The sequence below is a fragment of the Pseudalkalibacillus sp. Hm43 genome, from assembly GCF_054170705.1.
In genome coordinates this window covers 337100-357695 of record NZ_CM135129.1, presented here as the reverse complement: position 1 = coordinate 357695, position 20596 = coordinate 337100, and the positions used below count along the sequence as shown (strand labels likewise).

Sequence of the window (20596 nt, the reverse complement as noted above, 5' to 3'; positions counted from 1 at the left end):
CAAGTTAAGACTTGATCAAACTCATGACTTCAGCACGTGCTGCTTGATCTTCTTCAAAGATTCCTCTTACAGCGGATGTGATCGTCTCCGAACCTGGCTTCTTCACTCCACGCATCGTCATGCACATATGTTCCGCTTCGATGATGACCATTACGCCATGCGGTTGAAGGGAACGAAGCAATGAATCTGCAATCGTCGAAGTAATACGTTCCTGAAGTTGAGGACGTTTTGCGACCGCTTCCACAGCTCGTGCTAATTTACTCAATCCAGTTACTTTACCGCCTTTCGGTATGTATGCTACGTGTGCTTTTCCGAAGAAAGGAACCAGATGATGTTCACACATGGAATAGAATGGGATATCTTTTACGAGTACAAGCTCTTCATGATCTTCCCCGAAAACCGTTTTGAAATGCTCTGAAGGATCTTGATTCAAACCTTGAAAAACTTCTTCATACATACGAGCTACTCGACTTGGTGTATCTAAAAGCCCCTCACGATCAGGGTCTTCTCCTATTGCTTCCAGTATCATTCTCACTGCTGTTTCAATTTTGCTATGATCCATTTCCAATGCTCCTTCATTAATACAGTATCAAACAGATAATAGCACAATAGCCTCTTTAGACGCAAAAAAGAAGAGCCGAATGTTCGACTCTCCTCCGATGCCCTATGTACTTATTACTTTACAGCGTCTTTAAGGGCTTTACCTGGTTTGAATGCAGGTACCTTGCTTGCAGGGATTTCAATCTCTTCACCTGTTTGTGGGTTACGGCCTTTACGAGCAGCACGCTCACGTACTTCGAAGTTTCCGAAACCGATGAGTTGAACTTTGTCCCCGCCTTTTAGTGAAGATTCAATCGCTTCGAATACAGCGTCAACTGTTTTAGAAACGTCCTTCTTAGAAAGTTGGGTTTGCTCAGATACATTATTGATTAGATCTGTCTTGTTCACACGACTCACCTCCTCTCAATGAGTTCGTTTCATTTTAGTCATTATAACCAATTATTCAAAGAACTAACAGCGTCAATACGTTGACATGCCTTATATTAAACGATATTGAACCGAAATTCAATCATTTTTCGGTATATTTCCGAATTGAAAGTAAATATCAGCCAATTCACGCTCAATCTAGATATATCAACGGTTCGTCAAACCATCATAACATCTAAGGCATGAAACGAGCAAAAAATAAAAGGAGACCCGCAAAATGCGGGTCCTCATTATGTGTGATTCGGGGGTTGATTGGCCATGAACCTGCATCGTATTCCGGTCAAATTAATCTTGTTCTCAAACTTGGGTTTTGCTTTTTTAAGGTAAGATAGAGTACTTACCCTGCCCCAAATCACATTTGCTCTCATTTTTGGGGAGGATAGACCTCTTATCCTGCCCGAAATCATATCTGCTCTCATTTTGGGGGAGGATAGACCTCTTACCCTGCCCGAAATCACAACTGCTCTCATTTTTGGGGAGGATAGAGCTCTTATCCTGCCCGAAATCATATCTGCTTTCATTTTGGGGGAGGATAGACCTCTTACCCTGCCCGAAATCACATTTGCTCTCATTTTGGGGGAGGATAGACCTCTGATCCTGCCCGAAATCACATTTGCTCTCATTTTCGGGTAGGATACACCCTTCACATCCAAAAAAAGAAAAGACTCCACTCAATTGGAGTCTTCTGGATTATAGGATGATCGCAATCAGTCCGCCTGAACCTTCGTTGATGATGCGTTCTAATGTCTCTTTAAGCTTATACCGCGCATTTTCCGGCATTAGCGAAATTTTCGCCTGAATACCTTCTCGTACGATGGAGTTAAGCGACCTTCCGAAGATATCGGAGTTCCAGATTGAAAGTGGATCGTCTTCGAAATCTTGCATCAAGTATCGGACCAGTTCTTCGCTCTGCTTCTCGGTACCGATGATTGGTGCGAACTCGGACTCTACATCTACCTTGATCATATGGATGGATGGTGCGACAGCTTTCAGCCTGACACCGAATCTTGATCCTTGACGGATGATTTCAGGTTCATCAAGACTCATATCCGATAAGGCAGGTGCTGCGATTCCATATCCTGTCTGCTTAACCATGCGGAGTGCGTCTGCTATCTGATCATACTCGGACTTCGCATGTGCAAAATCTTGCATGAGCTGTAAGAGATGGTCTTTACCCCTGATTTCGACTCCGACGACATCTTTTAAGATTTGATCATATAAATCGTCTGGTGCGTAAAGGTCGATTTCCGCAATCCCTTGCCCCATTTCGATACCAGCAAGTCTCGCTTCGTCAATGAACTCATAATCGGTGAAGTTTCCGACCACACGATCGACATCACGAAGACGCTTGATATCTTTTACAGTCTCACGAACCGACTCTTCATAGCTGTTACGGAGCCAGTGTTCGTTGTTCAATACCATTACCCAGCTCGGAAGATTAACGTTGACTTCCAGTACAGGGAATTCGTAAAGGACTTCTCTCAATACATTGTTGATGTCATGCTCTGTCATGCTTTCTACACTTAACGATAGACAAGGGATATCGTACTTCTCGCATAGATCCCTTCGCAGCTTCTCTGTCTCTGGATGATGCGGATGTACGGAATTGATGAGCATGATGAACGGTTTTCCGACTTCCTTCAATTCATCAACGATCCGTTCTTCTGATTCTACATAATCGTAACGTGGAATCTCTCCGATTGAACCGTCCGTCGTGACAACTACCCCTAAGGTCGAATGTTCTTGTATGACTTTTCTCGTACCGATTTCTGCTGCTTCATGAAACGGAATCGGTTCTTCGTACCATGGTGTATGGATCATCCTAGGACCATTTTCGTCCTCGTAACCCTTAGCACTCGGTACCGCATAACCTACGCTGTCTACTAAGCGTATATTCACTTCTAAACCATCATCCACTTCGATCTTGACAGCATTATTCGGCACGAATTTAGGCTCAGTCGTCATGATCGTCTTACCAGCCGCACTTTGAGGCAGCTCATCTTGAGCACGCATCTTTTCAGACTCGCTCTCTATGTTCGGCAGTACGACGAGTTCCATGAACTTTTTGATGAAAGTTGATTTACCGGTTCTTACAGCCCCCACTACACCCAAATATATATCGCCGCCAGTCCGTTCTGCGATATCTTTGAAGATATCAACTTTTTCCATTAGTTCCCCTCCCCATTCCAGAGTAGTGTTTGGGATAGACAATATATGTCTATGATGTTGTCCAACGAATATGACTGTTCTGGTGATAAAACTAAAAATAATATCGTAGATTCGATCGTTCGATCACCTCATCGTCGGAGAAATAACCATCCTATTGAACGAAAAAAATCCCTCCCTTACTACACTTTATTGGTAGAAGAGAGGGAACATACCTATTTCGGTGAGAAAAAACTTGTTTTCCGAGAACTTGTCATTATTCGGATTTTTCGAATAAAAAGACAGGCTCATCATTCTCGACCGTATAAGGGACAGAGAATGCAGGGACAAATGGAGAATCTTCCATCAGGATGTCCCTTATGTCATCACCTTTTTTATAATCATACTCTTTGTTTTGGAGTGCCTGGTATAGATCCATAGAATAATCGATATAGACGTTATTCTGTCCATCTACAATGAACGGAAGGTTATTACCTGTGAATGGACTCTTCACGACTGGCTGCTCCTTATAACCTAATTCTTTGTGCTTTAGCGTATACCGATTGTTCGCCAAAACATCTTTATAAGGTGGGTAGTCCTTTTTCTGGATATATAACCGTAATTTCATTTTGAAGTCTTTAAGCTGTTCTACTGTTTCAAGATCTACTAGCTTTACGACAGGGTCTTTCTCAACGTCGACCAGAACGTATTGAAAGACACCCCCATTTTCAAACGAATTGCCTGGAGGTTCCGGCATATACCGTGGTACTAGTTTTCCGAAATCGATAGGATACTTGATGTAAATGCCAGTGCCCTGTTCCCGGTTCTCAATCGGCAGCACACCATTATCCATACGGTACTGGTTGACCGCATCTTGGACAGTATTGAGCTGTTGCTTATAAGGTACTCGATTTTGTGCCATTCGCTCCTCTGGATAGAGACAGCCCGTCAACAGTGTAAAAGAAAGGACACCTACGACGAAATATATGAAACGCTTCATGTTATCACCTGACTTACTAAGCTATGTAAAATCATCTTACTAGGTATTACTCTGGAACGGGACCGCTGAACACGACAAATATGAGCAGGATCCCTGCAGTAATCATACATGCATATGCAAAGATTGAGATGATCCCTTTGAGGATACCGTTCAATTTCGTCCGGCTGATGGATATCGAAATGACCGATATGAACATCAGTCCGATCGCAGCTAGAGCGATCCACATCTTGATTAACCCTTCAGACATGCGCTTACCTCCTTATTTCCGGGTTTCATTATAGCACATTTTCTGAATAGAACATATGAACAAGAAAGGACAACTCAAAGAATCATCGCGATAAAAAATAAAAGCTGAAGAAAAGGGGCGCCTTTTCTCCAGCAATTGACTAAATAACATTTCCCGCTGCAGCTCAAATGTCCATTCCATGCTAGTTTATGCAAATTTATGGATACCTGTATCGCTCAATCGCCTATTTTTACCTCAATATTATTTCTTATTGAACATTTTCGCGATCGAGGCCATGTCCAGAGGGATATTATTATTTATGATCGCCTTTACGATCTGATCTTCTTTTTCTTTTGAAACCGGTACCCCCGCCATACGAGAGACCTGTGAAATCAATTGGCGAATCGTCTTCTCATCACGTAAATTGGCATTTTGTACAGAATCGGCTAGCTTGAAAATATCTTCTTTCTTTACACCTGTCTTCTTTTCAATGTCATCCATGAAATTTCTGTCCATCGAAGTCCTCCTCACACGTAACATTCATAATATCCTATGCGATGGAGGGCACTTCGTGTGCTTTATTCAGGATTTTTTTCGTTTAACGTATATCGACTCGAAATCAACGAGCTCAAGTCTTCCCCTTCGTGAGTCCTGCTTCTTCTCATCAGGGAATCGACTGCTTCCTTCGGATGCTTGTCATGGAAAAGCACTTCATACAATTCATTCGTAATAGGCATTTCAACGCCTTCTTTCTTGGCGAGCTGATAGGCCGCTTTCGTTGTTCGTACCCCTTCGACGACCATGCCCATGTTTTCCAGGACCTCATCGAGAGAGTTGCCCTTCCCGAGCAGATTACCTGCTCTCCAGTTCCGGCTATGTACACTCGTACAAGTAACGACGAGATCTCCGATTCCGGATAATCCTGCAAAAGTGAGAGGTTGTGCACCCATTGTCGTTCCTAACCGTGCGATTTCAGCTAGACCACGTGTCAACAGGGCCGCTTTCGCATTGTCCCCGTAACCTAAGCCATCGGACAGCCCGGCACCTAAAGCGATGATGTTCTTCAACGAACCTCCAAGTTCGACACCCACAATATCCGGATTCGTATACACTCTGAAGTTCGGGTTGATGAACAGATCCTGGACCTGTTCTGCTTTTTCGTGGTTTTTGGAAGAGACCGTCACAGTAGTCGGTTGGCGAAGACTAACCTCTTCGGCATGACTCGGTCCGGAAAGCACGACAACGGCTTCACGCAGCTCTGCAGGAATCTCATCTTCTATCACTTCTGACACTCTATAGAGCGTATCAGGTTCAATTCCTTTACTTGCATGGATCAAAGTCACCTTGTCCTCCAGATCCTCTTTCATCTGGTTCAGTATTTCTCTTAAAGCGCTAGTCGGAGTAACGAGCAGAATCGTATCCGTGTTGGAGACAGCTTCTTTCAAGTCGTTTGTCGCAATGATGTTTTCAGGTAGTTCTACATCCGGTAGATACTTTTGGTTTGTATGGCGTTCATTGATCTCATCCACCTGCTCGCTTCTACGAGCCCATAACCGTACATCATGTTGGTTATCCGCCAGCACAAGTGCCAAAGCGGTTCCCCAACTACCTGCACCAATAACAGCAATCTTCTTCATTAACTTGTCACTTCCTTCTTCTGACCTAACTTGCTTTCAGTACCTTTCATCAACCGCTGGATATTCGTACGATGACGCCACAAGGATAAAAGGCCGATAACGGTAGCGAGAATGATATAAGCTGTCCCATATTCGCCCATAAAGGCTGCCAAAATCGGTGTAAGAATGATAAAGAACAGCGATCCCAATGATACATATCTAGTCAAAGCAATCGTCAAAATGGCGACCCCACCTGCGATGAGGGCAGGAATGAATACAAGGATGGCAAATACGCCAATGGTAGTCGCTACACCTTTGCCGCCTCGGAACCCGTAATAAATCGGCCAGTTATGTCCGACAATCGCAAACAGACCTGCTAGGAAAGCGACCCAGCCTTCTACACCTAATAGATAGCTGAGTAATACGGCAACAATCCCTTTGGAAGCATCCAACAGCAATACTGCGATTGCAGGACCCCATCCTAGGACACGAAGGGTGTTGGTAGCGCCTGCATTCCCGCTCCCTTGCGTACGGATATCCACCTTCTTGATTTTCTTAGCGATCAGATAACTGAAACTGATCGAACCGATAAAATAACCGATGAGTATCGCAAGAATGATATTGATGATGTCCATGAGTGCCTCCTATTCATTTTTTCTACGAGCAATAATGCGAACCGGAGTACCTTTGAATCCGAAAGCTTCGCGAATCCGATTTTCGATGAACCGCTTGTACGAAAAGTGGAGCAGTTCAGGGTCGTTCACGAACAACACAAATGTCGGCGGCTTGATTGCCACCTGGGTAACATAATTGATTTTAAGCCTTCTACCTTTATCAGTCGGTGTCGGATTCATCATGACAGCATCCATGATGACATCGTTCAATACATTCGTTTTCACACGCATTGTATGGTTTTCAGCTACCTGCTCAATGACTGGCAGTAGAGTGTGTAGACGCTGTTTCGTTAACGCCGAAACGAAAACGATCGGAGCATAGTCCAGGAATAAGAAATGATCGCGGATCTTCTGTTCGAAGTCACGTAGCGTCTTATCATCTTTCTCGATCGCGTCCCATTTGTTTACGACGATGATGACCGCTCGACCCGCTTCATGAGCGTATCCTGCGATTTTCTTATCTTGTTCGATAATGCCTTCTTCTGCATTCAAGACGACAAGAACGACATCAGAGCGATCGATCGCTTTCAAAGCCCTTAATACACTATATTTTTCGGTGGTTTCATATACTTTTCCTTTTTTTCGCATACCTGCCGTATCAATGATGACATATTCTTGACCATCTTTCGTGAATTTGGCATCGATTGCGTCACGTGTCGTACCGGCTATGTCACTTACGATCACACGCTCTTTACCGACGATCGCATTCACGAGGGAGGACTTTCCGACGTTCGGACGTCCAATCAATGAAAATTTGATTGTAGAATCGTCATAATCCTCTACGTCTTCCTCAGGAAAGTGCTTGACGACTTCATCGAGAAGATCTCCGAGTCCAAGACCATGCGCCCCAGAAATGGCGACTGGTTCTCCGAATCCTAACGAGTAGAATTCATATACCTCACTCATGCGCTCTGGGTTATCGATTTTATTGACTGCAAGTACGATCGGCTTTTTCGAACGGAAGAGGATTTGAGCTACCTCTTCATCTGCAGAAGTAATTCCATCACGTCCATTAACCATGAAGATGATGACATCCGCTTCGTCAATAGCAATTTCGGCTTGTTGTCTCATCTGTTTCAAAAGTGGTTCGTCACCGAGGTCGATCCCACCTGTGTCGATTACATTAAATTCTGTATTCAGCCATTCTGCTGAACTATAAATACGGTCCCGAGTTACGCCTGGCTTGTCTTCCACAATCGCTAGACGGTCCCCGATGATACGATTGAATATTGTCGATTTTCCAACATTAGGACGTCCGACAACAGCTACAACCGGTTTACGCATAACATCACTTCCTTCTCTTCAATGCTTCCAATCCTTATGATTGGTGCATTTCCAATCCATCTTCCGTATGTAAAATCAATTTACAATTAGAACTCATTTATTTTAGCAAAAAACAAGGTTCCCTACAACATCGGAAACAACGGCCGATTAATGAACCCCTTCCTTCACATGTTTGACGGGTCGATCCACCTTCACCTTCAGCTTGCTGATGAAGGATTCATACATCGTCCAAAGAAAGACGATTCCGCACGCCACTACTAGGACATTTAAAAAGATGAAGGATCCAGAAACATACATCGGATGCATGTCCAACATGAAAATGGTGTATCCCACTTCCCCATGGATCAATGCGGAAATCACTACAGAAAGTCTAGTCCTGACCGTTTTCAGCATTAAAATCGAGAGTAATGCCACCGGAAGCGCCATAAAGAAATGAAAACTGAACATGACCCAAATTGGATCATTCATGACGATGACATACAAACCGAGATATACAAGGGATAACAGGATACTCACAAACATGCTGTACATCGTATCTCTGGCAGTCTGCATACCAATGTAAGCATAACTGATTAATGCGAGCATTAAAAGGGTTCCATTCATGGAAAAACGATCGATATGAAAAGTGAAGGTCGATGTGTAAATGAGTAGGAGAAAGAAGATGGAGAGATACACTCTTTCCTTCGTTTTCTTCATAAGAAATGTCGTAATTGTCCAAGCAATCCAAGCTAACCAGTAAAATGCAGCACCTTCCATATTTTCAACTCCACCTTCTTGTTTTGGCATTAATCCACATCCTTAATAAGTATGGAAATGGAAGGCGAATTCTAAACTGTAGAATCTTTATTAGGGTGTAAAAATGTATAGGAATCCTTCGATTTCTAAAACTAATTGAAAAGGAGTGATGAAATTGGGAAAAGACAGACAAGAAAAGAAGTTGAAGCAATCAGGACGTGTAGAATCTGATCGTGACCGAGGTTTGCGTTTTAAAGGGGCGACTCGCATGGATACCCCAGAAGAGGCGAGACGGGATAATCAACATTAAATCGAGGTGCAGGTGAATCTAATCGATGATGACTATGGTCATCAGGTTGACCTTTCGAAAATTAAAAAAGGCGAGCGCAAATGCGCTCGCCTTCATTCGTTCATTTACTTATACTTCTTTAGTTGATCGCCGATCATGTCTCCAAGTGAGAAACCGGAATTTCCATCTGTCTCTTTGCTGTATTCAGGATCGATTTTCGATGGACGGTTTTCTTCTTCAAGTGTAGCGCGGATGCTCAAGGAAATACGTTTTTCATCCGTATTGATGTCCAGCACTTTCACTTTCACGACTTCGCCTTCGGACAGCACTTCGCTTGGTGTGCCGATGTGACGGTTGGCGATTTCTGAAATATGCACTAGGCCTTCGACACCAGGTGCCACTTCAACGAATGCACCGAAGGAAACTAAACGTTTCACTGTACCCTCAGCGACTTTACCTTTTTCAAGTACATCAGAGACGTTATCCCATGGTCCAGGCAACGTTTCTTTGATGGATAATGAAATACGCTCATTATCGCGGTCAACAGAAAGTACTTTCACTTTCACAGAATCCCCTTCGCTTACCACTTCAGATGGTGTTTCCACACGGTGGTGTGCGAGCTGGGAAATGTGTACAAGACCATCGATGCCGCCGATATCAACGAACGCACCGAAGTCTGTTAGACGCTGAACCGTACCTTCAAGTACTTGACCAGCTTCTAGTGATTGAAGCACTTCTTGCTTTTTCGATTCTTCTTGCGCTTCAAGGACTGCACGGTGAGACAAGATCAGCTTGTTGTTTTCCTCATCTAGCTCTACGATCTTGACTTCAAGTGATTTTCCTTTATAAGAAGAGAAGTCTTCGACGAAGTGTCTTTCCACAAGGGAAGCAGGGATGAACCCGCGCACGCCAAGATCGACCACTAGACCGCCCTTGACTACGTCAGCGATATCGACTTCTAAAGTTTCATTGTTTTCATGAGCTTCTTTTAACTCAGACCAAGCTTTTTCAGCAGAAATCGCACGCTTGGAGAGTACCAGTTCTTCTTCAGTTAGTTTAATCACTTTAAGTGTTAATGTATCTCCCTCAGATAAAACATCACTAACTTTTTCAACATGCAAGCTAGAGAGCTCACTGATCGGCAGGATTCCATCCATTTTATATCCTGCATCGATTAATGCATGCTTTTCCTCGACCTTTGTAACAGTACCGTCTACGACGTCCCCCGTTTCCAAAGGCTTCATTTCTGAAAGTTCTTGATTCATTTCATCAGTCATTGGCTTTACCTCCTTAAGTGTCTAAACGAAGAGAAACTATATAAGACCCTTCACATAAAATTCAGTGAAAGAGTATGTATAAGTGAGTGTCCAAAAAAATGTTTTGAACATTCTCAATCTCCATTCTCTTTCCTCTAACTTCTTACAAATAGCGAGATTTGTCAAGTAACTATGCTTCTATCTTCAGGACTTATTTGCCTCATACAATTTGCGTATTTCTGCCATGATTTTCTCGGTTGCGTCCTTTGCAGAAGCCTTATTTTCTTTCAATTCACTGAAGTCGATTTCAGGTCCGTAAACGATCTTCACAGTGCGGAATAGTTTGAAAGGACCGATGATTGCACAAGGGATTACTTTGGCATCCGTCTTCATCGCAAAGAACCCTGCCCCTGCAAGACCTGAACCGATTTCGCCAGTCTTGCTTCTCGTTCCTTCAGGGAAAAGTCCGACCGCTTTCCCATTTCTCAGAAGTTCTAAGCCTTTACGTAGGGCTTGTTTATCACTCATACCGCGACGGACAGGGAAAGCATGAATCTTAGGTAGGATATTTTTCAAAATCGGGACTTCAAAAAGTTCGGCTTTCGCCATGAAATGGACCGTACGTCCTGAAGACGAGCCGACTAATGGCGGATCCAGATAACTGATATGATTGGAACAGATCAATACGCCATCCTCTTTCGGCACATTTTCAAGTCCTTCCACTTGAATTCGGTACCCTCCGTAAAAGATTCCATTGAATAATGAACGACCTAAATTATAAAGCGCCACCAACCATCAAACCCTTTCATATTCTCTTACAATCGTCAAAATCGCATCTACGACCTCATCAATCGTCATCGTAGTTGTGTCGACCTCGATTGCATCCACCGCTTTTTTAAGTGGGGACACTTCCCGTTGCGAATCCAACAAGTCTCTTTGTTCAATTTCTTTCTTGATTTGTTCTATGTCTGAAGCCATCCCTTTTGATACGTTCTCTTCGTGTCTTCTTTTCGCTCTTTCATCCACAGAAGCAATCAGGAAAATTTTCACCTGAGCGTTCGGAATGACGTGCGTGCCGATATCTCTTCCGTCCATGACGACGGAATGTTTTTCACTCAGCTTCTGTTGGCGCTTGACCATTTCTTTTCGGACTTCCGCATGCTTCGCTACTTCAGACACATTATTCGTTACATCTGAAGTACGAATCTCTTCAGTGACATCCTCATCGTCCAATAGTACGATCTGGCGGTCTGATTGCTTTTGCAAATCGATTTTTGTCGTTTGCAACAAAGATTGCAGTGCATCTTCATTACGGACATCAATACCCTCGCGAAGTGCTTTCAAAGTGATGGAACGGTACATCGCTCCGGTATCAATGTATACATAGGTTAATTCATCTGCGACCTTTTTCGCTACAGTGCTCTTTCCAGCACCTGCTGGACCATCGATGGCAATTTTCATTAGATTACTCATACTTCCTCCTGCTATATCACGTTGTATTCCAATTATTTTTGTTTTTAATCATAGAGAAAACTTGGCTTTGATAGCAGTAAAGCACCCGCTTCTTATGCCAAGTTCACGCATTTATTTCTTCTCAGTTAGGTCTTCCTTTTCAACTCTTCCATCATACCATAGGTCACTGGAGTGGTCTATCGTTTCAACCGTCTCTCCTCTATGGCCATTATGGATCCCTTCATACTGATAAACCTTGTTCATATAGGTTCTCAGACCAGGATTGGCAAGCACCAACTGGGCGATGATGAGAAAGATGAATTGACAAATGATCAGTTTGGTGAAGAGTCGTTCCGTCCTTTTCAAGACATATCATCCTCAGAAATTGGTTTCTTATTTATCTATGCCCAATTTCATGGATCTTTTTACATGATTAAAGGAGACCTTTCTTTTTGAAGCGTAGTTGTTCTTCAAAACAGAATCGTAGGAAATTCTGCTTATCATTTTCGGAAACATCAACGAACTGTAATGGGGCTTTATCCCTTTTGCCATCTTTCCCATCAATGATCCGAATGACTTTTGCATGTTGCTTAGAGTAATGGATCCGGTCTTTCAAAGGCAATACCAACCAACAGATGACATCCATCCCTGCCTTCAATTTGTGTTTCTCAGGCAAATTGATGGCGCAACCTCCTGCACTGATATCGGAGGTCATCGTATTAAATGGTGAAAAATGCACATCTTTCGGGTGGATGGCCACATCAATGGATGTATCGACCCTTACATACTCCCTACGCTGGATCTTTTTCAGGTTCTGTTCACCAGGATAAGAGATGACTAATAAAGGAAGCCGATCTTTCTTCCGATCCACCATTTCCGTATTGAACGAATATGTCATTTTATCTTTCGTTGTAAAATGCCCGTGAAAACGTGTTCCGACCATAAAAAATTCAGACTTGTTCGTCCGAAGGTTTGTCGGATATGTAACAAGCAATCGATCTGTCCCGACATGCTCCACCTTACATTTATATTTGAGTGGTGCTGCGCCAGGCTTATGGATATCCAAGAAAAGAATGTCACCGATTTGAATCATATTTCCCCTCGCCCCTTAATGATTCGATTAGGTCTATTATCTCATTTTAATAAAAAAAGGAAAAGCACATTTTGCGCTTTTCCTTCCCTCGAATTCACTACATGCTATTCACGGGTGTGTTCGGGTCATCAAGCTTTTTCACTTTCTCTTCATACCCATTATCCGCGTTGATGAAAATCCTGAATGTTTCATTTCCGAGTGTGGCGAGGAATTCATAACAGTGCACTTCATCCCCTAAATCGTTTACAATCATCGCCTGATGATTTTCCATGATTTTCAGCTTCGGATTCATTTTGCCTTTCGCTTCTTCAATCGAAAGACTTGGGGAACCGATTTTCCGGTCTTTTTCTCCGACCAAGTAGTTCATTCCTTCATACCCGATGATATCCCCATTGTCCAATGCCACTTTGATCGTAATGGTTTGAGGATAGATCCTAACATCATCTTGCATTTTCACATATGTGAAAATACCGATGTTGTCATATTGGTCGCTTGTTGAAAGCTCCATTTGATCCATCGCATGATTTTTCAAGAACTTCAACGCTTTCTGACTACCCTCGTAAAGGCTGATTTTGGCTTTCTTCACATTACGATCCTGAAGAATCCAAACAGGGTGACCGCCTTTCTTCGTCAGCTCCATATAAATGTTCGATTTTGTGTCCGGTTCATTGATGGAAACTCGATAAGCTTCATATGGGCTGCCTTTTCCGTTGGCCTCAACGATCACTTTGCTACCCTTTTTCAAATTCAAGAACTTGAACGCAAGATCTTTTGCTTCTTTTTTGGATATCTCTTTTCCGGATAAAGCTTTATATTTATTGTCCTTGATATCACTGATCTTCGTCATTTCAGGGCCCCAGTTCACTTCTGAATACCCCTCAACGGACTTGTCGACGGTTTTCAATCCATCGATGATCGTATTGTCTTGTGGATCAGCTTCTGTCGCAAGTGCTAATTCGACATCCATCCAACGAAGATTTTCTTTCATGACCAGTGATTGGACTTTTCTTAATTCACCTTTGATTTCAGAAGCATTTTGATGCAATTTTTCAAGCGTCTTATATTCCTGATCCGAAAGAGGCTTCTTCTCTAGGTCACGGATTGCGATTCGATAGCTGAATTCTCCGATGTTCGTCAGAAACTCTTCCGTTTTGTTAAAAGGAATCAAGGCTAACGGCAATTGTCCGACATCATTATGGGCTTCAGACGTCAATCGCCACACCTCCGCTAAAGCGGGTGACAACTGTTGACGAGAGTTCATCGCAAGTGTCGTCCCGATCTTCTCCTCAAGGGCATCTACGTGGAAATTCAAATCATGGAAGGCTCTTTGGTAGTTATTTTCCGCATTGATCAAAACGGCGTTTTTCTCTTGATGTTCTTTATATCCCCAATAGCCAGTACCAACTACTGCAATCGCTAAAAGGGTGATGAGTATCGTTCGAATCATTCCGATTCACCTCCATTATTTTGCGAAGATATGTTTCCCGATCTGTGTCACTTGATCTCGTGTCCAAATCCAACCAGAAGTCGCAGTGTTCGGGTTGAAGTAATAGATGCTTCCGTCCGTCGGATCCCATCCATTCAACGCATCCTGTACTGCTTTCTTCGCTGTCTCATTCGGTGTCAACCAGATTTGACCATCCGCTACAGCTGTAAAAGCACGGGGTTCGAAAATGACTCCAGAAATCGTATTCGGAAACGACGTGCTTTCGATACGATTTATGATTACTGCTGCTACCGCTACCTGACCGACATAAGGTTCACCCCGGGCTTCACCATATACGGCATTCGCCATCAATTGGATATCATTTTCCGAATAGCCGCTCGGCACGTTTTTACCCTTTTTCGCGGTTTGCTTTTGATCACCTTTAGGTGCAGCCTTCCCTTGTCCAGATGGCGCTTTCGCTTTCCCTTTTTCAGCTTGCTGCTCGATTGGTTGTCCTCCGTAATGGGTGAAGTCTTTGCCCTTGCGGAGATTATTCTTTACAAAGCTTTCATTGTATTTGGAAGCATCAGCAAGTTTCTTTTTCGTGGTGAAGCCTGCCAATCCATCCACCTTCAAACCGAATTCATATTGGAAGTTTCGAAGAGCCCAGTAAGTCCCCCATCCGAAGACGCCATCGATATTCCCGTTATAGAATCCTAAATATTGCAGTCTAGCTTGCAATTCAACTACATCCTCCCCTGTCGCTCCGTGCTGGATGACTTGAGGACTAAACGCTTTCGATTCTTCTACGTTCAGAGCCGTGAGCAAGGGGATGACCAAGAGAATCATGGATAAACATACTTTCAAGCACATAAATCGACTTTTCATCGTTACAGCCTCCTGTTGAATCCTGTGTAGCTTTTCAATGTTCGTAGTTTTTGTCACTGATGGAATTTTATACAAAAGAGGCGAAGTTGATTTTGTGTAATAAAAAAAGCCTGACTGACCTCATCAGGTCAAACCAGACTTCATTTCATCATCATAGTATTGTTTTGTTCTGAGTATGGGCATTCCGGTATTTTCTCTCAGAAGCCACTTGTGCATATTTAATCTTCCTCAACCCTAGCCACCACAGGAAAGCCATAAACGGTAACATGTATAACAACCAACGTTTTTGCATGAAAGCGAAAAGGATATAATCATAAAAGCCATGGAACAGGATCGGTATGAAAAGGGATGCCAGTATGAAAAGCCGTTTGATTGAGCCTTTCTCTGAAGATTTCCCTCTTGAGAGGTAGTATCCCATTATGACACCGAACAGAGCATGACTTGGTACTGGCAGCATTGCTCGATACATTGCAGTTTCTACTCCGTTCGAAAACAGATACAACACATTTTCAGCGGTAGCGAAGCCTAAAGATATCGAAACGCCATAGATGATGCCATCGTAAGGATCATTGAAATCAATATGCTGATAAGCAGCAAAGTAGAGTAAGAACCATTTGAAGAACTCTTCTAATAAGGATGAGACGAGAAAAGCATCCACCCAACTTGGTACAACCATCTCTTCATGTATGCCGAATTGAAGTACCATAACGGGAAAAACAAGAAGAACACCGATGATGAATGTTCTCAATACCATTAATATCGGCTCTGGTTTGTATTTTTCTTTCAGATAGAAAAAAGATAGCAAGGCTATACCAGGAGCTATTCCAGCTGAAAAGATCGTAAACATGTAAATCGTCTCGTTTCCAATTTATTTTCTCTATCGTATCATGAACAGATGCTCCATGGCTTCAAATATTTTCAAAGAGGAAGAACATTTCCATTTAGACGGGAACATCGGAAAATGGTATGTTAAGTCTTGGAGAAACTATTGGAACTGAGGTGAGCAGAATGATGAAAAAAATCCTAGTCATTCATACAGGTGGTACCATCGCCATGAGCGAGGATAAAGATACAGGAAAAGTTTTGCCAGGGGAAGTCAATCCGCTCCATGAAACATATGCTTTGTTATCCCAGGTAGCGGAAGTGACGATGGATGATTTCTTGAACCTGCCTTCTCCCCATATAACGACTGAACATATGATTGAGCTCTCGAATTATATTCATGCTCAATTAGTACAAAATCAATTGGATGGTGTCGTCGTGACACACGGTACGGACACTTTGGAAGAAACGGCCTACTTGTTGGATCTTCTCCATGGAAACGACACTCCAATCATATTGACAGGAGCTATGCGTTCAAGCAATGAACTTGGAGCGGACGGGCCTCATAACCTCATTTCATCCGTCAGAGTAGCTGCAAGTGACGAAGCAAAAGATAAAGGAGTACTTGTCGTCTTCAATGATGAAATCCATACCGCTAAAAATGTGACAAAAACACATACGAGCAACATTGCCACATTCCAAAGTCCCCAATACGGGCCTTTAGGGATCGTAACGAAAAGAGGGGTCCACTTTCACCATAACCTTGTGAATAAGGAGCATTACAAAACGTTGGGTCTTTCAAAAAAGGTAGTGCTTCTAAAAGCCTATGCGGGTATGCACAAAGAACTGCTTCAATCCGTCCGGAACATGCAGATTGATGGCCTGGTGATTGAAGCACTCGGTCAGGGTAATCTCCCACCTGCATTGGTCGAAGAAGTGGAAGCTTTCCTTCGTGAAGACATTCCGATCGTCCTCGTCTCCAGATGTTTCAATGGTATCGTGCAGGACATCTACAGTTATGACGGCGGTGGAAAACAGTTGAAAGATAAAGGGGTCATCTTCACAAACGGTTTAAATGGACCGAAAGCACGCCTCAAACTGATGGTCACATTAGAAATGGATTATCAAATGGAAGAGATCAGAGAAGCGTTTCTGAAGAACTAAATTGATCATAGAATAAGAAGAGGATTGACCAAAATGATATCGGTCAATCCTTCTTCCGTTTCTGGAGTTCTTTTGCAATGAGTCCACCATGGAACCGGCCATTTTCAATGAAGATCTCATTCGCGTTATTGCCTGCAGCAATGACGCCTGAAATGAAAATGCCGTCAACATTCGTTTCCATCGTTTCAGGATCGAAAAGAGGTCTGCCTGTTTCATTTTCAATAGAGACACCCATTTTCGTCAGAAATGAATGGTCAGGGTGATAGCCCGTCATGGCAAATACGAAATCGTTTTTGATTTCCTTCGCCACTCCATCCGCTTCATAACGGACAGTGTCCGGCGTAATCTCCTTCACTTCTGCATTAAACTCCATCTTGACTTTATCATGCCTTACGAGCGCATCGAATTCGGGAAGAATCCATGGCTTGACACTGCCGGAATACTCAGATCCTCTATAGAGGACGGTCACTCTAGCTCCGACCTTTTCAAGTTCAAGCGCTGCATCAACAGCTGAATTTTTACCGCCGATCACAACGACATCTGTATCAAAATAAGGATGTGCTTCTTTAAAGTAATGGAAAACTTTGTCTAAGTCCTCACCAGGCACATTCATATAGTTCGGATGATCATAATATCCAGTAGCGATGATGACGTATGGTGTTTCATATGTCTCTGCAGACCCATCCTGTTTCGTCGAGCTGACAATGAAAGATCCGTCAGCCGTCTTTTCGACTTTTTGAACTTTTTCAAACGTATGAACCGTGAGCTGTTTCCGTTTCACCACTTCCCGGTAATAGGAGAGAGCTTGATTTCGCTTCGGTTTTCTTTGTTCGATAACGAATGGCATGTTGCCGATTTCCAGCTTCTCACTTGTGCTGAAAAATTGTTGATGTGTCGGGTAATTATATATGGAATTGACGATGTTTCCTTTCTCGATGACGATCGGTTTGAGACCAATTCCCTCTAAGGCGATTGCTGTAGATAATCCACAGGGGCCTCCACCGACGATGATTGCATCCGCTTGCATGGTTTCTCTTCACTCCTAATAACTTCATGTCTATATCTTTATCATTTACAACATTTATTCTATAAAATCTTACACGATCATTAACGATTAATTAGTGAGTATGGCTTTTTGATTTGGATGTTTTCGCAAACTTGGTTGCTTTTGCACTTGACTCAAATGCAAATAACCTTTTGGAGAGAGCCTTTAATTTTAAGGTAATTAACACCTTACACATAGGAAAAATCCCCTACCATACATATAGATGATAGGGGATTTTAATGTGTGTTTCAACTTAATCGTCTTAAATCCATCCTCTGAAACGGGATGCTTCAGCCATTTTACGAACACCGACCATATAAGCAGCTAGTCTCATGTTCACTTTTCGGTTGGTGGCTGTAGTCAAGATGTTGTTGAATGCTTTTACCATGACTTGTTCTAATTTCGCTTCAACTTCATCCTCTGTCCAGTAGTAACCCTGGTTGTTCTGTACCCACTCGAAGTAGGATACAGTCACTCCACCAGCACTTGCAAGGACATCAGGTACCAACAAGATGTCGCGTTCTGTCAATATATTCGTCGCTTCAATCGTCGTCGGACCATTTGCAGCTTCCACGACGATCGATGCCTTGATATTGTGGGCATTATGCTTTGTAATTTGATTTTCGATCGCTGCTGGTACGAGGATATCGCAATCCAACTCAAGTAAATCTTGGTTTGAGATCGTATCCTTGAACAACTTCGTCACTGTTCCGAAGCTGTCTCGGCGATCCAATAGATAATCGATATCCAATCCATCTGGATCATGTAATCCACCATAAGCGTCAGAGATTCCGATCACTTTCGCTCCGGCATCGTACATGAATTTCGCTAGGAAGCTTCCAGCGTTACCGAATCCTTGGATCACGACGCGAGCGCCTTCGATGTTGATCCCTTTCTTCTTGGCCGCTTCCCGAATACAAATGGTTACCCCTTTCGCTGTCGCAGACTCACGACCGTGAGAACCACCCAATACAAGCGGCTTACCTGTAATGAATCCAGGAGAGTCAAATTCACGAATACGGCTGTATTCGTCCATCATCCAAGCCATGATTTGAGAGTTCGTGAACACATCAGGAGCTGGGATATCCTTTGTAGGTCCCACAATCTGACTGATTGCACGAACGTATCCGCGGCTTAATCGTTCCAACTCACGGAAAGACATATCACGCGGGTCACAGATGATTCCGCCTTTACCTCCACCGTATGGAAGGTCGACAATTCCTGCCTTCAGACTCATCCAAATTGATAATGCTTTTACTTCTGTTTCTGTTACATTCGGGTGAAACCTTACGCCACCTTTTGTTGGTCCAACAGAATCATTATGCTGTGCTCTATATCCTGTAAAGATTTTGATCGATCCATCATCCATTCTTACCGGGATGCGGACGGTCATCAATCGGACAGGCTCTTTCAACAGCTCGAATACCTCTTCTGGATAACCGAGCTTATCTAAAGCATCATTGATTACAGTTTGTGTTGATATTAATACGTTGTCTTGTCCATTGTTATCGTGTTCATTGGCAGACATGGTTTACCTCCCGTGAAAAATCCATAAATATAAGTATGATTTCAATTTCTCAATGCATAGTATACACCCTAGCACTGATTATGAGAAGTGATATATATAAGTTTTCCATTTTATTTTGTAAACGCTTTCTTATGTTGAGGTTGAACGACTTTTTCTATACCGAATCACGTATTTAAGTTCATTTCCCCCTTGTTCTTAAGCCTTCTTTCACTATTCTGAGCTTTTGAATCAAAGTTCCATATTTACGCCTCTAAATAGAAAACTTGGCAGAAGCCAAGCTTTATGAACCATTTATTCTTTTCCGGTTAAGAAGAAGTGATTGATCTTTCCGACTGAATCGTCATCTAAGATCAATTTTCCATATTCTCTGACGCGCCATTTTGTTATGGTCGATGGACTTCCGAATTCGGACAACAGAGCTACGAACATATCAACATCGAGACGTTCATAATCTTCCTCTTCGAAGGAAGCGTAGTAGCGTCCATTATAGTGATAGATCTCTCCACCTTTGACCCCTAACGGATACAACCGTGAAGTCAATGCGATGAGATCATCGAATCCGTCGAATTCATAAAAGACGTCGTCGCTGATGTCCATCGTCACTTGAAGCTCCAAAAATTCATCATCGTAGTCCTCATCTTCATTGGTCGATTGCCCCTTCGTAACGATTACGACCATACCTTGAGCTGGTAATGAAAACACTTCGACAGCTATAGGACCATCAGCTTTGAAGCCAAGCTCATCATCCGCCTCCAGCATCATATCCCTGAATAGCTCATGTACCTTAGGGAGGTCTTGCCACATTTCTTCTTTTGAAATACCACGCTCGTCAAGGTCATCCAACGTTAAGAACACTTTTATCTTATTATATGTCAAACGCTCCAATCGCATATATGGTCCTCCTTAACAGCAATACTCCACCCTTTCTACACTATATGATGGTGCAAGAATAAGGTTCATGATGGT

General features: G+C 43.0%; 23 protein-coding genes. 2 read left to right on the top strand and 21 right to left on the bottom strand.

Features of this window, described 5'->3' with window-relative positions; all coding sequences use genetic code 11:
- Positions 1 to 4: 4 nt before the first annotated feature.
- The 10 genes from folE to ACXQIQ_RS01845 form a co-directional block, all read right to left on the bottom strand.
- Positions 5 to 562 carry a GTP cyclohydrolase I FolE gene (gene folE, locus ACXQIQ_RS01890; protein WP_226549513.1) on the bottom strand — a complete coding sequence of 186 codons (558 nt, stop codon included), beginning with the start codon at positions 560 to 562 and terminating at the stop codon, positions 5 to 7.
- 113 nt (positions 563 to 675) lie between these two features.
- A complete protein-coding gene (locus ACXQIQ_RS01885) occupies positions 676 to 948 on the bottom strand; it encodes an HU family DNA-binding protein (protein WP_439300415.1) in 273 nt (90 codons plus the stop codon).
- 729 nt (positions 949 to 1677) lie between these two features.
- Positions 1678 to 3156, bottom strand: coding sequence for a stage IV sporulation protein A (gene spoIVA, locus ACXQIQ_RS01880; RefSeq protein WP_226549531.1), 1479 nt, complete (start codon positions 3154 to 3156; stop codon positions 1678 to 1680).
- Positions 3157 to 3409: 253 nt separating this feature from the next.
- Positions 3410 to 4132, bottom strand: a complete 723-nt coding sequence (locus ACXQIQ_RS01875) for a hypothetical protein (protein ID WP_439300416.1) — start codon at positions 4130 to 4132, stop codon at positions 3410 to 3412.
- A gap of 46 nt (positions 4133 to 4178) precedes the next feature.
- Positions 4179 to 4379: a DUF2768 domain-containing protein gene (locus ACXQIQ_RS01870; RefSeq protein WP_439300417.1), complete on the bottom strand. Its 201-nt coding sequence runs from the start codon at positions 4377 to 4379 to the stop codon at positions 4179 to 4181.
- Between the two features lie 240 nt (positions 4380 to 4619).
- Positions 4620 to 4874, bottom strand: coding sequence for a stage VI sporulation protein F (locus ACXQIQ_RS01865; protein WP_226549540.1), 255 nt, complete (start codon positions 4872 to 4874; stop codon positions 4620 to 4622).
- A gap of 62 nt (positions 4875 to 4936) precedes the next feature.
- Entirely contained in the window at positions 4937 to 5995 is a 1059-nt protein-coding gene (locus ACXQIQ_RS01860) for an NAD(P)H-dependent glycerol-3-phosphate dehydrogenase (protein WP_439300418.1), read from the bottom strand.
- Entirely contained in the window at positions 5995 to 6609 is a 615-nt protein-coding gene (gene plsY / locus ACXQIQ_RS01855; protein WP_439300419.1) for a glycerol-3-phosphate 1-O-acyltransferase PlsY, read from the bottom strand. The genes ACXQIQ_RS01860 and plsY overlap by 1 nt, the downstream gene beginning before the upstream one ends.
- A 9-nt stretch (positions 6610 to 6618) precedes the next feature.
- Positions 6619 to 7932 (bottom strand): ribosome biogenesis GTPase Der, encoded by a 1314-nt coding sequence (gene der, locus ACXQIQ_RS01850; protein WP_439300420.1) that lies wholly within the window; start codon positions 7930 to 7932, stop codon positions 6619 to 6621.
- 147 nt (positions 7933 to 8079) lie between these two features.
- Entirely contained in the window at positions 8080 to 8718 is a 639-nt protein-coding gene (locus ACXQIQ_RS01845) for a YphA family membrane protein (RefSeq protein WP_439300421.1), read from the bottom strand.
- A 124-nt stretch (positions 8719 to 8842) separates the two neighbouring features.
- Here ACXQIQ_RS01845 and ACXQIQ_RS01840 point away from each other — a divergent pair, with 124 nt between their 5' ends.
- Positions 8843 to 8977, top strand: a complete 135-nt coding sequence (locus ACXQIQ_RS01840) for a YpzI family protein (RefSeq protein WP_439300422.1) — start codon at positions 8843 to 8845, stop codon at positions 8975 to 8977.
- A 104-nt stretch (positions 8978 to 9081) separates the two neighbouring features.
- Here ACXQIQ_RS01840 and rpsA read toward each other — a convergent pair whose 3' ends face one another.
- From rpsA to prsW, 8 genes are all read right to left on the bottom strand, one after another.
- Positions 9082 to 10233: a 30S ribosomal protein S1 gene (gene rpsA, locus ACXQIQ_RS01835; RefSeq protein WP_439300423.1), complete on the bottom strand. Its 1152-nt coding sequence runs from the start codon at positions 10231 to 10233 to the stop codon at positions 9082 to 9084.
- 183 nt (positions 10234 to 10416) lie between these two features.
- Positions 10417 to 11001, bottom strand: coding sequence for a lysophospholipid acyltransferase family protein (locus ACXQIQ_RS01830; protein WP_439300424.1), 585 nt, complete (start codon positions 10999 to 11001; stop codon positions 10417 to 10419).
- 6 nt (positions 11002 to 11007) lie between these two features.
- Positions 11008 to 11685 carry a (d)CMP kinase gene (cmk, locus tag ACXQIQ_RS01825; RefSeq protein ID WP_439300425.1) on the bottom strand — a complete coding sequence of 226 codons (678 nt, stop codon included), beginning with the start codon at positions 11683 to 11685 and terminating at the stop codon, positions 11008 to 11010.
- A gap of 111 nt (positions 11686 to 11796) precedes the next feature.
- The gene (locus ACXQIQ_RS01820; RefSeq protein WP_439300426.1) at positions 11797 to 12030 is read right to left on the bottom strand and encodes a YpfB family protein; all 234 of its coding nucleotides are present in this window, start codon (positions 12028 to 12030) and stop codon (positions 11797 to 11799) included.
- A gap of 67 nt (positions 12031 to 12097) precedes the next feature.
- Complete coding sequence (locus ACXQIQ_RS01815; RefSeq protein ID WP_439300427.1) at positions 12098 to 12757, bottom strand: flagellar brake protein; 660 nt, start codon at positions 12755 to 12757, stop codon at positions 12098 to 12100.
- 97 nt (positions 12758 to 12854) lie between these two features.
- Positions 12855 to 14204 carry a germination protein YpeB gene (ypeB, locus tag ACXQIQ_RS01810; RefSeq protein ID WP_439300428.1) on the bottom strand — a complete coding sequence of 450 codons (1350 nt, stop codon included), beginning with the start codon at positions 14202 to 14204 and terminating at the stop codon, positions 12855 to 12857.
- A gap of 15 nt (positions 14205 to 14219) precedes the next feature.
- On the bottom strand, positions 14220 to 15071 hold the full coding sequence (sleB, locus tag ACXQIQ_RS01805) for a spore cortex-lytic enzyme (protein WP_439300429.1): 852 nt from the start codon (positions 15069 to 15071) through the stop codon (positions 14220 to 14222).
- Between the two features lie 151 nt (positions 15072 to 15222).
- The gene (gene prsW, locus ACXQIQ_RS01800) at positions 15223 to 15918 is read right to left on the bottom strand and encodes a glutamic-type intramembrane protease PrsW (RefSeq protein WP_439300430.1); all 696 of its coding nucleotides are present in this window, start codon (positions 15916 to 15918) and stop codon (positions 15223 to 15225) included.
- Positions 15919 to 16082: 164 nt separating this feature from the next.
- Here prsW and ACXQIQ_RS01795 point away from each other — a divergent pair, with 164 nt between their 5' ends.
- Entirely contained in the window at positions 16083 to 17057 is a 975-nt protein-coding gene (locus tag ACXQIQ_RS01795) for an asparaginase (protein ID WP_439301957.1), read from the top strand.
- 43 nt (positions 17058 to 17100) lie between these two features.
- On the opposite strand, the gene ACXQIQ_RS01790 is transcribed toward ACXQIQ_RS01795, so the two are convergent.
- The 3 genes from ACXQIQ_RS01790 to ACXQIQ_RS01780 all read right to left on the bottom strand — a co-directional run bounded on the left by ACXQIQ_RS01790 (position 17101) and on the right by ACXQIQ_RS01780 (position 20521).
- Positions 17101 to 18084 carry a YpdA family putative bacillithiol disulfide reductase gene (locus ACXQIQ_RS01790; RefSeq protein ID WP_439300431.1) on the bottom strand — a complete coding sequence of 328 codons (984 nt, stop codon included), beginning with the start codon at positions 18082 to 18084 and terminating at the stop codon, positions 17101 to 17103.
- 280 nt (positions 18085 to 18364) lie between these two features.
- Complete coding sequence (locus ACXQIQ_RS01785) at positions 18365 to 19630, bottom strand: Glu/Leu/Phe/Val family dehydrogenase (RefSeq protein ID WP_439300432.1); 1266 nt, start codon at positions 19628 to 19630, stop codon at positions 18365 to 18367.
- A 291-nt stretch (positions 19631 to 19921) separates the two neighbouring features.
- Positions 19922 to 20521, bottom strand: coding sequence for a genetic competence negative regulator (locus ACXQIQ_RS01780; protein ID WP_439300433.1), 600 nt, complete (start codon positions 20519 to 20521; stop codon positions 19922 to 19924).
- Between the last annotated feature and the right edge of the window lie 75 nt (positions 20522 to 20596).